Source organism: Kocuria kalidii (assembly GCF_044462225.1).
Taxonomy (GTDB): Bacteria; Actinomycetota; Actinomycetes; order Actinomycetales; family Micrococcaceae; genus Kocuria; species Kocuria kalidii.
The window spans coordinates 1-12949 of record NZ_JBISWJ010000041.1 but is presented as its reverse complement, the minus strand read 5'-3'; the positions used below and the strand labels follow the sequence as shown (position 1 = coordinate 12949).

Sequence of the window (12949 nt, the reverse complement as noted above, 5' to 3'; positions counted from 1 at the left end):
CTCAGCCGCGGGGCCGCAGCTGGACGGTGGGCAGTGCGGGCGCGGGCAGAGGGGCGGGCTGGTCGGGAGGATAGGGGCCGAAGCGCGGGTACGGCGCCCCGTCGGCGTAGACGCCGCCGGGGGGCGGGGTCGCCGGCTCCGCGCCGATCTCCGCGCCGATCTCTGCCTGCCACGCGGTACGGTAGGCCACGACCTCCTCGTGGGTGCGGCCCACGAAGTTCCACCACATCACGATCTGCTCGCCCAGCGGCTCTCCGCCGATGAGCAGCAGCCGGACCGGGTCGGTGCCGGCCTCGAGCACCACGGACCCCCGTCCCACCGGGAGGTAGGCGAGGTGGTCCACCGGCACGGGCGTGCCGTTGAGCGCCAGGTCCCCGGCGTCCAGCAGGACCCCGTGCTCGAGAGCGGGGTCCAGGTCCAGGACCAGCCGCGCCCCGGGCTCCAGCAGCGCCTCGGCGGCGACCAGGGGCGGGGTGAAGGTGTCCACGGGCGACGTGCTGCCGGCCAGGGATCCCAGGAAGACCCGCAGCTCGGTGCCCTCGCCGAGCACCGGTTCCGGGGCGTGGTGCTCGAACGTCGGGGCCATGTGCCGGGTCGCGTCCGGCAGGGCGTACCAGAGCTGCACCCCGTGCAGGGTCGTGGTGTCCTCGGTGGAGAACTCCTGGTGGGAGATCCCGCGCCCGGCGATCATCAGGTTCACCTCCCCGGGCCGGACGTCCGCCGCGAAGCCGGCCGAGTCCCGGTGGGCGACGCCCCCGGTGAACAGCAGGCTCACCGTGGCCAGACCGGTGTGCGGGTGGCGTGCCACCCGCATGCCTCCGGTCTCCGCGACGAGGTCGGGGCCGTAGTGGTCGACGAAGCACCACGCCCCGATGAGGCTGCGCTGCCGCTGGGGCAGGGTGCGGCGGACGGTCATGGCCCGGGGACCGCCCAGGGGCACCTCCCGCGGGGGCAGCAGCCGCGCGCCGGCCCCGCCGGTCTCGGTGCACAGGAGCTCCTGCGGATCCACGTCCAGATTGGTCACGCCGTGCCTCCGACGGCGGCCGCGGAGGTGCGCGCGGCACCGGGCGCCGGCTCCTCCACCGCGTCCGGGCGGGGCCGGACGCGGTGCCGGGAGAGGACCGAGACCCGGTTGAAGGCGTTGATCGCGATCGCCGCCCACTGCAGCGCGGAGTACTGCTCGTCGGTCAGCTCCGCCCGGGCCACCGCCAGCTCCGCCAGCCGGGTCTCCTCGTCGGGCAGCTCGGTCACGGCCTCCCCGATGGCCAGCGCGGACCGCTCCAGCTCGGTGAACAGCTCCGTCTCGCGCCAGGCGGTGAGCACGGCCAGCTTCTGCGGACCCACGCCGGCCTCCTCCGCGTAGCGGGTGTGCAGGTCCAGGCAGTAGGCGCACCCGTTGAGCTGGGAGACCCTGAGGTTGAGCAGCTCCAGCAGCGCCCGGGACAGGCCGGCCTCCTCGGCCGCGGCGGCGACCTTGCGCGCCAGACCGTTGAGCGCCCGCCAGCTGCCGGGTTCCGCCTTGTCGAGGTAGAAGTGGTCACTCGCGGTCATGGACTCTCCTCACGGTTGTCACGGATCCGCTCGCCTGCTCCCTGCGGCTCCGCCCTGCTCCCAGCGAATACCCCCGGCGGTGCTCCGTCAAGGGCGGGACCGGCGACAGGGGCGGCCGTGCGCGTGCCCTCCCGGGTCCGTCCGTGCCCGGGGCGGGGCCGGACGTGCCACGACGTCCGGTGCACGGGACAATGGGGGTGACCGCGCAGGAGAAGCAGAGCGACGAGAGGACGGTACGGCCATGGACGAGGAGATCCGGCTCAGCGGGGCCGACCACCCGCACGTGCAGATCCCACGGCTGGGGGAGCTCGATGCGATCTGGGCCCGGCGGATCGTCCTCGCCCTCGTGGCGAGCCTGGTCGTGGGGCTGCTGGGCGGCATCGCGGCCGCGCTGCTGCTGGGCGAGCGCGGGTTCCTGAGCCCTGTCCAGTGGGGGCTCGTGGTGGGCGGGGCGGCGCTGCTCGTCGTCGGCATCATCCTGTCGCTCACCCGCGCGGACGACGCCCCCCGCAACGATCTCATGGACGCCCGGGCACGGGCGTCCAAGGGGCTGCGGACGTCGGTGCGCCGCGGCGCCGTGCCGCAGGACCCGGCCCTGCGGGAGATGCAGGACTACATGGCGGTGGAGATGGTCCAGTACGCCTGGCCGATCCTGCTGACCGTGTCCGGCATGGCGCTCGTGGTGTGGGCGCTGTTCGTGCCCGTCCCGGCCGTGGTGCTCGCCCTGCTGCTCGTGCTGGTGTGGGCGGCGATCCGCATCAACGGGACCCTGGTGGGCCGGCGCTACTACAAGCTGCGGGGCCTCCTCTGAGCGGACGGCCCGGCCGGTCCGTCCGGGCCGGGCCTGCGGGCCGCGCCGCGGTGCGTCAGCGCCGCGGGAGGCGGACGAGCTCGACGTCCGCGAGCCGGCCGTCGCCGGCGACCGCGGTGAGGTAGGTGCAGTGCGGCTGCCGCCGCCGGTCCGTCGGGGAGCCGGGATTGAGCAGTCGCAGGCCCCCGGGCGTGGTGCTGTCCCACGGGATGTGGCTGTGGCCGAAGACCAGGACGTCCAGGCCGGGGAACTCCCGGTCCATGCGGGCCTCCCGCCCGGCGGCGGCGCCGGTCTCGTGCACCATGCCGAAGCGCACGCCCCCGATCGTCTCGCGGGCCACCTCCGGCAGCCGCTCGCGCAGCTCGGGTCCGTCGTTGTTGCCCCACACGCCCACCAGCCGCGCGGCCCGCTCCTCGAGCCGGTCGAGGGTCGCGAGGTCGATCCAGTCGCCCGCGTGGAGCACCACGTCGGCGTCGTCGACGGCCCGCCACACCGCGGCGGGCAGATCACGGGCGCGCTTGGGGACGTGCGTGTCGGCGAGCAGGAGCAGTCGGACCATGGGGATCAGCCTCGCACAGGGGCCGGTCGTCCGTCGCGGCGGATCCGGTCCAGGCCCCGCGCGCCCAGCCAGACGGTCCCGAAGAAGACGATCACGGCCATCCCGAGGAAGTTGAGGTCGACCGCCGCCACGAGGGCGAGCACCCCGCCGGTCGGCCGCACGAGCTCGGCGAGCACGGACAGCAGGCTCGTCCCGCCGATCACCAAGGCGATGGCCACCGAGACGGTGGTCACCGTGAGGTTGTAGTCCAGCCGGCGGTGGGCGTCGACCGATGCCCACCCGTAGACCCGGTGCATCAGGACGCCGTCGGCGCTGTCGAACGTCGTCATGCCCGCGGTGAAGAGCACGGGGAGCACGAGCACCGCGTACCAGGGCAGCTCGGGTGCGAGCCCGCCGGCCATGACGAACAGCCCGATCGAGGCCGCGGTGTCCAGGCCGAGGCCGAAGAGGAGACCGACCGGGTACATCTTCGCCGGTCGGTCCACCACGCGGGTCACGGGATGCAGCACGCGGTGCAGCACGCCCCGGTCGGCGAGGCGGGCGTCCAGTTCGGCGGCATCCAGGGTGCCGGTGCGTGCGGCACGCCGGGCGCGGCCCAGGCGGAGCAGGACGGCCAGGTTGAGCACCCCGGCGGTGAGGAGGAACAGCCCGGAGACGGTGCCGCCCCAGATGCCGGCGGCCCGGCGCAGCCCGGAGCCCTCGTCCGCGAGGCCGCCGGCGAAGGCCTCGAGGCCGAGGGTCAGCAGCAGCACGGAGACGAGGACCACGGAGGAGTGGCCCAGGGCGAACCAGAAGCCGGTCGCGGCGGACTCGCGGCCGCGCGCCATCAGCGCACGGGTCGCGTTGTCGATGGCCGCGATGTGGTCGGCGTCGAAGGCGTGCCGGATCCCCAAGGCGTAGGCGCTGAGGGCGAGCCCCACGAACAGTCCCGTGCCGCCCTGCGAGGTTTCGGCGCCCGGCGCGAGGGCGAGCAGCGCGCCCCAGCCCACCAGGTGCAGGAGGACGACGGCAGTGCCGATCACGGTCACGGTGCGCCGTCCGGCGGCGGACGGTGGGACGGTGCGGGAGGTGGTCACGACGGGCCTTTCGCCGGGGTGGTCTTCGGGGGAGAGGTCAGTGGGACAGGTGGCGTCGGCCGGGACCGTGCGCACGGAGGGCCCCGGATGCCCCGTCGATCTGCGGATCAGCTCCTGGACGAGGTGGCTGCGGCCCCCGGGGCGGGGGCGTCGACGACGTCCACGGTGTGTCCCGCCCGGCGACCGGCGGGCGCCGCCGGGCGTCTCGACGGTACCGGCGGGGTGTTACGGCAGTGTTCCGGGGGCCGGCGTGCCGCCGGTGCCCGGCGGTCCGCCATATCGCCCAGTGAGAACGCGGCCCTCCTGCGCTTCCCTTTCCGGGCCCGGCGTGCCAACAGTGGACGGGTCGCGACGCGGACCGCACCGAGGTCGACGTCCGCGGCGCGTTCGGGAAGCACCTCGGCGCCGTCCGGCCGCAGCGGCCGCCGGCGCCCCGCGGCACACACCTCGAGCGCACGTCCGCAGCACCGTTCCACCGCACCAGGAGGCAGTCCATGACCACCGACATCACCGGCAAGAAGATCGCGTTCATCGCCACGAACGGCGTCGAGGAGCCGGAGCTCACCGAGCCCTGGAAGGCCGTCGAGCAGGCAGGCGGCACCCCCGTGCTGCTCTCCGCCGAGTCCGGCAGCATCACCGCCCTGACCGGCGACTGGGACCGGGCCGGCAGCTACGACGTCGACGGCACCCTCGCCGAGGCCAGGGCCGAGGACTTCGACGCGCTGGTCCTGCCCGGCGGCACCCTCAACGCCGACAACGTGCGCGTGGACCAGGACGCGCTGCGCCTCGTCCAGGAGTTCGACGCCGCGGGCAAGCCGATCGCCGCCATCTGCCACGCCCCCTGGATCCTCATCGAGGCCGGGCTCGCGCAGGGCAAGCGGCTGACGTCCTACACCTCCCTCGCCACGGACCTCAGGAACGCGGGCGCGGACTGGGTCGACGAGGAGGTCGTCGTCGACGGCCGGCTCGTCACCTCCCGCAACCCGGGCGACCTCGAGGCCTTCAACCGGGAGGCGCTGAAGCTGATCGCGGGCTGACCGGCTCCCTCCTCCCCCGAGGGGGCTCCTCCCGTCCACCTGCACGCCGAGGGGGCGCTCCCGGACGGCATCCGATGCGATGCCCTCCGGCAGCGCCCCCTCGGTGCTGTGCGGCGGCAGGCCCAGGACGGCAGGAGCAGGGCCGTCGCAGGGCGGCCGGCCTCAGGTCAGCAGGTCCCGGCGGCGGAACCCGGCGACGCCCGCGGCCAGGAGCACGAGCGCCAGCGCCCCCAGACCCAGGAGGGGGGCGGCCGCCCGGTCCTCGGAGGGCACGAGCGGCGTGAGCTGCACGGGGGAGAGGTCCATGGCCCAGTCGGGCATGTCCAGCAGCAGGCCGAACCACGCGACGAAGACCACGTACGCGACCAGGGCCCAGCTCAGCGCGGCGGCCCGCGGGGCGAGACCCACCAGCGCGGCGGCGACCCCGGCCACGACGAGCACCGCGGGGTAGTAGGCCAGGGCCGCCAGGGCGAGCTCACCGGTCCAGCGCGGGTCGCCCGTGGTCGCCGTGACGCCGGCGCCCAGCGCCGCCCCGGCCAGCACCAGGGCCAGCAGGGCCTGCACGACGACGACGGCGAGCCAGCCCAGCACCCAGCGCACCCGGGTGGGACCCGTCGAGAGGACGAGGGCGGTGCGGCCGGCGTCCTCCTCCGCGCGCAGCCGCAGCACGCCCGAGACGGCGAACGCGGCCACCCCGAGCGCGAGGTAGGACAGCGTCGCGGCGGCGAAGGACTCGGTGAGCGCGTCGAGGTCCATCGCGAGCCACTCGGTGATCGACGGGATGTCCGCGATGCTGTCCTCCAGGGAGTCGGCCAGCGACCCGAACGCCAGTCCGAACAGGACGAGTCCCGCGGTCCACCCGAGGAACGTGCCGCGCAGCAGCCGGCGCGCGAGCCCGGTCGCGGAGAGCAGGGACGGGCGCGCGGCGGCCGGACCGGGCCGGGCCGGCCGCAGCCCGGCGCCCAGGTCCCTCCGCTGGGCCAGGAGCACGGCCGCTGCGAGCAGCACCGCTGTCAGTGCCGCCGAGAGCGCCAGCGGCCACCACCGCAGGTCCACGTAGAGCCGGGTCTGCTGGGCCCAGGCGATCGGCGAGAACCAGGACAGCCACGAGCCGGTGGGCTCCAGGACGTCACCGATCCCGCGCACCAGGAAGGCAGCGCCGAGCACGGCCATCGCCGTGCCGGACGCGGTCCGCGCGTGCTCGGTGAGCTGGGCGGTCACGGCCGCCACGGACCCGAACACGAGACCCGTGAGAGCCGTGGCCAGCCCCCACGCCACGGCGTCGACCCCGCCCAGGCCCGCGGCGGACAACCCCGCCGTGATCCCCGCGCCGACCGCCGCGTCCGCCACGGCGACCGCCCCGAGCGCGGCGGCGGCCGGTGCGAACCGGCCCACCGGCAGGGCGCGGACCACCTCGAGCCGCCCGGACTCCTCCTCGGCCCGCACGTGCCGGCTCGCCAGCAGGATGCTCATGATCGCGGTCGCCACGAGCACCGACAGGCTCAGCTCGTTGACCGTCATGGCCCCCAGCGTGTAGTCGTCCGCGCCGAAGGCCGGGCCGGTCATCATCACGGCGGACGGGTTGTCCAGCAGGGCCGCGCGGGCCTGGCGGGCCTCGCCGTCCGGGAAGGTCTCCTCGAGGGCCAGCACCGTCGCGAAGACGGTGCCGCTGAGTGCGAGCACCCACACGAGGACCCGCACCCGGTCCAGTCGCAGGTTGAGCCGGAACAGGCGCCCGGTCCCGGCCCACGGCTCGGCGGTCCTCATCGCGGCGCCGCCGCGGGCCGCCCGGCGTCGTCCCCGGTGCCGCTGCCCGTGCGGTCCCCGCTGCCCGTGCGGTCCCCGTTGCCGTCCCCGCTGTCGTGCCCGGTGCCGCCCCGACCCGGCCGGTCGCCGTAGTGGCGCAGGAAGAGCTCCTCGAGCGAGGGCGGCGTGACGGTCAGGTTCTGCACCCGCAGGTCCGCGAGCGCCCGGAGGACCTCGGGGACCCGGGCGTCGTCGACGTCGAAGCTCAGCCTCCCGTCGTCGTGCTCGAGGTGGTGCACGCCCGGCAGGTCGCGCAGCCGGCCGGGGGCGGCGGACGTCGTGGCCGTGACGGCGGAGCGGGTGAGGTGGCGCAGCTGGGCGAGGGTGCCGCTCTCCACGTCCCGGCCGGCGCGGATGATGGTCACGGTGTCGCACAGCTTCTCGACCTCCGCCAGGATGTGGCTCGAGAGCAGGACGGTGCTGCCCTGCTCGCTCAGCCGCCGCACCTCGTCCGTGAACACGGCCTCCATGAGCGGGTCCAGCCCGGAGGTCGGCTCGTCCAGGACGTAGAGCTCCGCCTCGGCGCCCAGGGCCGCCACCAGCGCCACCTTCTGCCGGTTGCCCTTCGAGTAGCTGCGCGCCTTCTTGGTGGGGTCGAGCTCGAAGCGCTCGATGAGCTCGTCGCGGCGGCGGCGCCGTCGTCGGCCGCCGCGGATGCCGGTGAGCAGGTCCACGATCTCCCCGCCGGTCAGGTTGGGCCACAGGTTCGTGTCCCCGGGGACGTAGGCGGTGCGGCGGTGGATCGCCACGGCGTCCGCCCAGGCGTCCAGGCCCAGGACCGTGGCCGTCCCCGAGTCCGCCCGGAGCAGGCCCAGCAGCACCCGGATCGCCGTGGACTTCCCGGAGCCGTTGGGTCCCAGGAACCCCGCCACCTGCCCCGGCGCCACGGTGAGGTCGAAGCCGTCCAGGGCCGCGGTGGGGCCGAAGGTCTTGACGAGCCCGCGGGCCTCGATGACCGGGGTGTCCATGGGTGCTCCTGACGGGTCGGTGCCGGCGAGGGGGTCCTGCGCCCACGCTAGGCACGGGCCCGGGGCGGGACAAGGGAGGCGCTCCGTGGTGGCCGGGAGCCCCGGCCTTCCGGCCGGCGGATCGGCGTCGCGGTGAGCCGGCCACGGATCGGGCCGGAGGGCTGTCCCGCCCGGGGTCACGGGCCTACCGTTGGAGCACCGGAGGTGAAGCCATGACCGTACAGATCGACAAGCACGCGTGGCGCAGGGCGCTGGCGATCGGGATCCTCCCGTTCGCCGCGCTCGGCGTCGCCGGCTGCGAGAACACCGAGACCGCCGGCGGCGGCGAGGAGCAGGAGCAAGGACAGGAGCAGGAGGGGGGCGAGGAGGAGGACGACCAGGGCCAGGAGCAGGAGGGCGGCGAGGAGGAGGACGACTGACCCTCCCCGCGGGCCTGCGGCGGAGCTCTTCGGTGGACGGTCACCGGGGAGCTCCGCCGTGCACGGGGGTGGTTCCCGGGACGGGACGCGTGTCCGCGGTCACACCCGGCCGCTAGTGTGTCCTCCATGAGCGACGACGCCCGTCCCGAGATCCGCTGCCCCGTCCCGCACGGCGACCGGCGCAGGACCGCCCCGCCCGGTGAGTCCGCCACGCCGCGGGTGGAGGTGGTCGACGGCGTGTGGCACGTCCGGTCGCTGCCGATGGTCCGTCAGGTGCTGCGGGAGGCCGACGCCACGGTGCAGGCCGGGTTCAGCGCCGAGACCGCGAGCCGGGGTCTGACCGGAGACCACGTCCCCGTGCTCTACGCGGACGGTCCCGAGCACCGTCGCCAGCGCAGCGCCACCGCGCGGTTCTTCACCCCCGCCACGGTCAGCCGCCGCTACCGGGACCTGATGGAGGAGCGCGCCGACGAGCTGGTCGAGCGGATCCGGCAGGACGGCGGGGCCGAGCTCTCGGCGATCACCCTGCGCTACTCCGTGGAGGTCGCCGCCCAGGTGGTGGGGCTGACGAACTCGGACATCGACGGGATGTCGCGGCGCCTGGAGCGCTTCTTCAGCGGCCCGGTCATGCACCCCACGGGATCCTCGGCGTCCGCCGGTGCGCCGCGGCGACTCGCCGGCCGGGCGGGAGCCGTGGTCGGCTCCCTGCGTCCGATGTGGGCGATGAACGCCTTCCGGCTCCGGGACGTGCGCCCGGCCATCAGGGCGCGGCGGGAGCAGCCCCGGGAGGACGTGGTCTCGCACCTGCTCGCGGAGGGCTACACCGACCGGGAGATCCTCGTGGAGTGCGTCACCTACGCCGCCGCCGGCATGGCCACCACCCGGGAGTTCATCTCGGTGGCGGCCTGGCACCTGTTCGAGGACGACCGGCTGCGGGAGGAGTACCTCGAGGCCGACGAACCGGCCCGGCACGCCGTGCTGCACGAGATCCTGCGCCTGGAGCCCGTGGTGGGCCACCTGTACCGCCGGACCACCCAGGACCTGGTCCTGGAGGACGGCGACGAGCGGCACGAGGTTCCCGCCGGGACCCTGCTGGACCTCTACGTCCGCCAGGCGAACGCCGACGAGCACGCCCTCGGGGAGGACGCCCGGCAGCTGTGCCCGGAGCGGGCCCGGCCACGGGGGGTCCGGCCCGAGGTGCTGTCCTTCGGGGACGGCGCGCACCGCTGCCCGGGCGGGTTCATCGCGATCCAGGAGACCGACATCTTCCTGCAGCGCCTGCTGCGGCTGCCCCTGGAGTTCGCGCGCCCGCCGAAGGTCTCGTGGCTCGAGCTGATCGCCGCCTACGAGGTGCGCGACGTCGCGCTGCGGGTGCGGGCCGGTCAGGGGTGGCGCACACCCTCCCCGGCGAGCACCGCCCGGTAGCCCTCCCGGTAGGTGGGGTGGCGGAGCTCGACGCCGGACTCCCGCAGCCGGCGGTTGGACAGCCGCTTCGAGCCGCGGCGGGGAGCGTCCGCCTCCGGCACGTCCTCCGGTCGCGGGACGCCGAGCTCCTGCGCCAGGAACTCGAGGACCTCGAGCTCGGGCACGGGCTCGTCGTCCGTGCCGAGGTAGAGCGTGAGGGGCTGGTCGTCCATGGTGAGCAGGTGCACGGCGGCCGCCGCGGCGTCGTCCCGGTGGATGCGGTTGGTCCACGCGGCCCCGGCGGCGCTGTCCCCCGAGCGCACCTTGTCGATCAGCCGCGTCCGGCCCGGCCCGTAGATCCCGGACAGCCGCAGGACGGTGCCGTGCGGGAACTGCTCGTGGAACAGCTCCTCGGCCTCCAGCAGGACCTGCGCGGTGTGGGTCGAGGGGTCCGGCGGGGTGTCCTCCGAGACCTCCGCGCCGTCGGCGTCCCCGCACACGGCGGTCGAGGAGATCAGCAGGGCCCGCCGCGGGAGCGCGCCGGCCGCCCTCAGCCCGTCGAACAGGTGCCGCAGCCCGTCGACGTAGGCCGCCCGGTAGGCCTCCGGCGTCCGCCCGTCCGCGGCGGTGGCCACGACGAGCAGCTCGACGTCTCCGGGGAGCTCGGGCACCTCCGTGCTCAGATCGACCGGCAGCCCGATCAGGGGCGGCCCCAGCAGCTCCGCCCGGCGGCGCAGCCCCAGCACCTCGTGCCCCTGCTCGGCCAGCCGCAGCCCGATCTCCGTGCCCAGGTCTCCGCATCCCGCGATCACCACGCTCATGCCGCCGATTCTTCCACGTCCCCCTCCGCGCACCGAGCTGGAGCGGGGACCGGGTCCCGGGACCGGGTCGGCGCGGGAGGTCCTGTTCCGTCGGCGGGGGCGGCGCCGTAGGTTGGGAGGTGGTGGCCGGGCACGTCCGGGCAGCCGAGGCGCACGGGAAGGGGACGACGGTGGAGTGGTACCGGAAGGACGTGGAGGAGCTCTCGCCCGACGAGTGCTGGGAGCTGCTGCGGGCGGACGGCGTCGGCCGCCTGGCCGTCGTGGTGGACGGGGCGCCGGAGATCTTCCCCGTCAACTACGTGGTCGACCGCGACACGGTCGTCTTCCGCTCCGGCCTGGGCACGAAGGTGAGCGGAGCGCTCGCGGACCTGCCGGTCGCCCTCGAGATCGACGGGCACGACCCGGCGACCGCCACGGCGTGGAGCGTGGTCGTCAAGGGCGAGGCAGAGGCCGTCCGGCCCGGCCATGCCCTGATGGAGGCCCTGCAGCTGCCGCTGTTCCCCTGGCAGGAGGGGGTGAAGGACCGGTTCGTCCGCGTCGTCGCGACGACGGTGACGGGCCGCCGCTTCACCATGGCCGACCACGAGGCGTGGAACTCCCGGCTGGGCGGCGACCGGAGGACGCCCACGGGCTCGATCCGCTGGGTCCAGCACGACCCCGGGAGCAGCTGAGCGCCCGCGGCGCCCGGGGCGGTTGCCTCCCCGGGCGCGCCGCCGCGCCCCGGCGCGGTGCGACCCGTGCCCGGGTGACGACCCTCACTAGAGTGGGGGCATGGCAGCGCACACCGTCCACACCGTGGGGCACTCCGCACACTCCGCCGAGGAGTCCGTGGAGCTGCTGCAGGAGTCCGGTGCGCAGCGCCTCGTCGTCGTCGCGACCGAGTGCGCGGAGCCGGTCCGGCGGCCCCGCCACCGCTCCCTCGGGGCCGAGGCCCTGCTGCTGCGCGGGTACGACGTCCAGCACATCATGGGCCCCGGCCAGCCGAACCCCGCGACGCCGCGGGACGTCGCCGTGGTCGAGGGAGACCGGATCACCCACCCAGGAGGAGAACCATGCAGCACCTGAACGAGATCGCCCTGCAGCACCTCAACGAGGCCCGGCACAACGGCCACGGCCGCAGCTCGGAGCGGCTGCTGCACCAGAAGGTGCTGCGCCAGACCCTGCTGGCCATGAGGGAGGGCACGGTGCTCGCCGAGCACAGCGCCCCGTACGCCGGGAGCCTGCAGGTGCTGCACGGGCGGATCCGCGTCTCCTCGAGCGAGGACCTGGTGCTCGAGGCCGGTCAGCTGCACGTCATCCCGGTGGAGCGCCACTCCGTGGAGGCCGTGGAGGACTCGGTGTTCATCCTCACCGCCGTGACCGGCATCCAGGACGCCGCGGAGTAGCCGCAGCGCCGCCGCGCATCCCCCGGGGCCGCCGGACGGGCGCCGCGGCGTGCCGGCAGGGGGCCGGCCGGGTCAGCGGCGGCCCAGGTGCTGCTCCCTGCGGTAGGCGACGAACACGCCGGTGAGGGCGATCAGCAGCATCATCGCGGCGATGAGCGCGAGCGTCCACGCGCCGTCGATCAGCGCGGCGACCAGCAGGACCAGGGCGATCACGGACAGCAGGATCTGGAAGATCAGCACGGGGGAGCCTTCGGTCGGGAATCACGGGCCGCATCGAGGCTACCCGAGCCGGCGGCGCCCCGGACCGGCAGGGTGCTGCGCATTCCCGGTTTCGCCCTCCGCGTGAGGCGTGTCCCTGCGGAGGTGACAGGGCTAGCGTCGGGGAGGAACACCACGTCCCCTCTGCACCCGAAGGAGCACTCCCATGTCCCGCACAGCCATCATCGGCGGCCACGGCAAGGTCGCACTCATCCTCTCCCAGCTGCTCAAGACCGGCGGTCACGACGTCACGAGCATCTTCCGCAACCCCGACCACACGCAGGACGTCGAGGACACCGGTGCGAGTCCCTCGGTGGCCGACGTCGAGCAGCTCTCGGTCGCGCAGCTCGCCGATCTGCTCGAGGGCCACGACGCCGTGGTGTGGAGCGCCGGCGCCGGCGGCGGCAGCCCCGAGCGCACCTACGCCGTGGACCGGGACGCGGCGACCCGCGCGATGGACGCGGCCGTGATGGCCGGCGCCAAGCGCTTCGTCATGGTCTCCTACTTCGGCGCCGGCCAGGACCACGGCATTCCCGAGGACGATCCCTTCCACGCCTACGCCCAGGCCAAGGCGGACGCGGACGACCACCTGCGCGCCTCGTCGCTGGACTGGACGATCGTGGGTCCCGGCGCCCTCACCGACGACGAGGGGACCGGCACGATCGAGGTGCCCACCGGCGACCGCGAGGGCGACCACAAGACCTCCCGGGCCAACGTGGCGCTCGTGATCGCGGCCGTGCTGGACGACCCCTCCACGATCGGGAAGACCATCGAGTTCTCCGACGGGAGCACGCTGATCGCCGACGCGCTCGAGGTGCAGGCGTGACCGCCTGAGCGCACCCGACGAGGGGCGG

General features: G+C 74.8%; 16 protein-coding genes. 8 read left to right on the top strand and 8 right to left on the bottom strand.

Features of this window, described 5'->3' with window-relative positions; translation table 11 throughout:
* Nucleotide 1 precedes the first annotated feature (1 nt).
* Entirely contained in the window at nucleotides 2-1024 is a 1023-nt protein-coding gene (locus tag ACH9D3_RS06200) for a pirin family protein (protein ID WP_396410270.1), read from the bottom strand.
* The gene (locus tag ACH9D3_RS06195) at nucleotides 1021-1551 is read right to left on the bottom strand and encodes a carboxymuconolactone decarboxylase family protein (protein WP_396410269.1); all 531 of its coding nucleotides are present in this window, start codon (nucleotides 1549-1551) and stop codon (nucleotides 1021-1023) included. Before ACH9D3_RS06195 ends, ACH9D3_RS06200 begins: the two co-directional genes overlap by 4 nt.
* 241 nt (nucleotides 1552-1792) lie before the next feature.
* On the opposite strand from ACH9D3_RS06195, the gene ACH9D3_RS06190 reads away from it, so the two are divergent.
* Nucleotides 1793-2362: a hypothetical protein gene (locus ACH9D3_RS06190; protein WP_396410268.1), complete on the top strand. Its 570-nt coding sequence runs from the start codon at nucleotides 1793-1795 to the stop codon at nucleotides 2360-2362.
* A gap of 55 nt (nucleotides 2363-2417) precedes the next feature.
* Here ACH9D3_RS06190 and ACH9D3_RS06185 read toward each other — a convergent pair whose 3' ends face one another.
* Both ACH9D3_RS06185 and ACH9D3_RS06180 read right to left on the bottom strand, forming a co-directional pair.
* Nucleotides 2418-2921 carry a YfcE family phosphodiesterase gene (locus ACH9D3_RS06185; protein ID WP_396410267.1) on the bottom strand — a complete coding sequence of 168 codons (504 nt, stop codon included), beginning with the start codon at nucleotides 2919-2921 and terminating at the stop codon, nucleotides 2418-2420.
* A 5-nt stretch (nucleotides 2922-2926) separates the two neighbouring features.
* Nucleotides 2927-3997 carry a HoxN/HupN/NixA family nickel/cobalt transporter gene (locus ACH9D3_RS06180; protein ID WP_396410266.1) on the bottom strand — a complete coding sequence of 357 codons (1071 nt, stop codon included), beginning with the start codon at nucleotides 3995-3997 and terminating at the stop codon, nucleotides 2927-2929.
* Between the two features lie 494 nt (nucleotides 3998-4491).
* Here ACH9D3_RS06180 and ACH9D3_RS06175 point away from each other — a divergent pair, with 494 nt between their 5' ends.
* Nucleotides 4492-5034 carry a DJ-1/PfpI/YhbO family deglycase/protease gene (locus ACH9D3_RS06175; RefSeq protein WP_396410265.1) on the top strand — a complete coding sequence of 181 codons (543 nt, stop codon included), beginning with the start codon at nucleotides 4492-4494 and terminating at the stop codon, nucleotides 5032-5034.
* 162 nt (nucleotides 5035-5196) lie between these two features.
* Here the strand turns inward: ACH9D3_RS06175 and ACH9D3_RS06170 are convergent, their stop codons facing one another.
* Together ACH9D3_RS06170 and ACH9D3_RS06165 are read right to left on the bottom strand one after the other, a co-directional pair.
* Nucleotides 5197-6801 carry an ABC transporter permease gene (locus tag ACH9D3_RS06170; RefSeq protein ID WP_396410264.1) on the bottom strand — a complete coding sequence of 535 codons (1605 nt, stop codon included), beginning with the start codon at nucleotides 6799-6801 and terminating at the stop codon, nucleotides 5197-5199.
* Entirely contained in the window at nucleotides 6798-7808 is a 1011-nt protein-coding gene (locus ACH9D3_RS06165) for an ABC transporter ATP-binding protein (protein WP_396410263.1), read from the bottom strand. Before ACH9D3_RS06165 ends, ACH9D3_RS06170 begins: the two co-directional genes overlap by 4 nt.
* A gap of 212 nt (nucleotides 7809-8020) precedes the next feature.
* Here ACH9D3_RS06165 and ACH9D3_RS06160 point away from each other — a divergent pair, with 212 nt between their 5' ends.
* The gene (locus tag ACH9D3_RS06160; RefSeq protein WP_396410262.1) at nucleotides 8021-8227 is read left to right on the top strand and encodes a hypothetical protein; all 207 of its coding nucleotides are present in this window, start codon (nucleotides 8021-8023) and stop codon (nucleotides 8225-8227) included.
* Between the two features lie 126 nt (nucleotides 8228-8353).
* On the top strand, nucleotides 8354-9652 hold the full coding sequence (locus ACH9D3_RS06155) for a cytochrome P450 (RefSeq protein ID WP_396410261.1): 1299 nt from the start codon (nucleotides 8354-8356) through the stop codon (nucleotides 9650-9652).
* On the opposite strand, the gene ACH9D3_RS06150 is transcribed toward ACH9D3_RS06155, so the two are convergent.
* Nucleotides 9610-10452 carry an NAD-dependent epimerase/dehydratase family protein gene (locus tag ACH9D3_RS06150; RefSeq protein WP_396410260.1) on the bottom strand — a complete coding sequence of 281 codons (843 nt, stop codon included), beginning with the start codon at nucleotides 10450-10452 and terminating at the stop codon, nucleotides 9610-9612. The two genes, ACH9D3_RS06155 and ACH9D3_RS06150, sit on opposite strands and share 43 nt — an antisense overlap.
* 170 nt (nucleotides 10453-10622) lie before the next feature.
* On the opposite strand from ACH9D3_RS06150, the gene ACH9D3_RS06145 reads away from it, so the two are divergent.
* The 3 genes from ACH9D3_RS06145 to ACH9D3_RS06135 all read left to right on the top strand — a co-directional run bounded on the left by ACH9D3_RS06145 (nucleotide 10623) and on the right by ACH9D3_RS06135 (nucleotide 11837).
* The gene (locus ACH9D3_RS06145) at nucleotides 10623-11123 is read left to right on the top strand and encodes a pyridoxamine 5'-phosphate oxidase family protein (protein ID WP_396398597.1); all 501 of its coding nucleotides are present in this window, start codon (nucleotides 10623-10625) and stop codon (nucleotides 11121-11123) included.
* 100 nt (nucleotides 11124-11223) lie between these two features.
* Nucleotides 11224-11517 (top strand): hypothetical protein, encoded by a 294-nt coding sequence (locus ACH9D3_RS06140; RefSeq protein WP_396410259.1) that lies wholly within the window; start codon nucleotides 11224-11226, stop codon nucleotides 11515-11517.
* A complete protein-coding gene (locus ACH9D3_RS06135; protein WP_396398595.1) occupies nucleotides 11505-11837 on the top strand; it encodes a cupin domain-containing protein in 333 nt (110 codons plus the stop codon). Before ACH9D3_RS06140 ends, ACH9D3_RS06135 begins: the two co-directional genes overlap by 13 nt.
* Nucleotides 11838-11909: 72 nt before the next feature.
* Here ACH9D3_RS06135 and ACH9D3_RS06130 read toward each other — a convergent pair whose 3' ends face one another.
* Nucleotides 11910-12077 carry a hypothetical protein gene (locus ACH9D3_RS06130; protein ID WP_396398594.1) on the bottom strand — a complete coding sequence of 56 codons (168 nt, stop codon included), beginning with the start codon at nucleotides 12075-12077 and terminating at the stop codon, nucleotides 11910-11912.
* A 184-nt stretch (nucleotides 12078-12261) separates the two neighbouring features.
* On the opposite strand from ACH9D3_RS06130, the gene ACH9D3_RS06125 reads away from it, so the two are divergent.
* Complete coding sequence (locus ACH9D3_RS06125) at nucleotides 12262-12921, top strand: SDR family oxidoreductase (protein ID WP_396398593.1); 660 nt, start codon at nucleotides 12262-12264, stop codon at nucleotides 12919-12921.
* Nucleotides 12922-12949: the final 28 nt, after the last annotated feature.